Source organism: Pelorhabdus rhamnosifermentans, assembly GCF_018835585.1.
Classification (GTDB): domain Bacteria; phylum Bacillota; class Negativicutes; order UMGS1260; family UMGS1260; genus Pelorhabdus; species Pelorhabdus rhamnosifermentans.
The window spans coordinates 1-261 of sequence record NZ_JAHGVE010000152.1; the positions used below are offsets into that span (position 1 = coordinate 1).

Annotated in this window: 1 protein-coding gene; it reads right to left on the reverse strand. The window is 65.9% G+C overall.

Annotated elements, in window-relative coordinates:
* Positions 1 to 261, reverse strand: a 261-nt coding sequence (hisE, locus tag Ga0466249_RS26155) for a phosphoribosyl-ATP diphosphatase (RefSeq protein ID WP_215832412.1), incomplete at both ends; no start/stop codon positions are given.

The following is a 261-nucleotide window of genomic DNA, read 5'->3' on the forward strand; positions in this document are numbered from 1 at the left end:
CCGCTTCGGTGCTGGCATGGACGGGTCTGAATCCCGGTGACGGGATTTCGGCGGCTTCTCGGCAATCCCGAGTTCGTCGGCGCGGCGGCGCATCTCGATCCAGACCGAGCCGGGTTCGATGCCGGCGCGATGCCACAATGCGACGAGGTGGTAGAGCAGGTCGGCGCTTTCGCTGACGATCGCCTGCGTGTTGTGCTTGACGGTCTCGAGCGCGACCTCTCCGGCCTCCTCGATCACCTTCTGGGCGATCTTGCGGGTGCT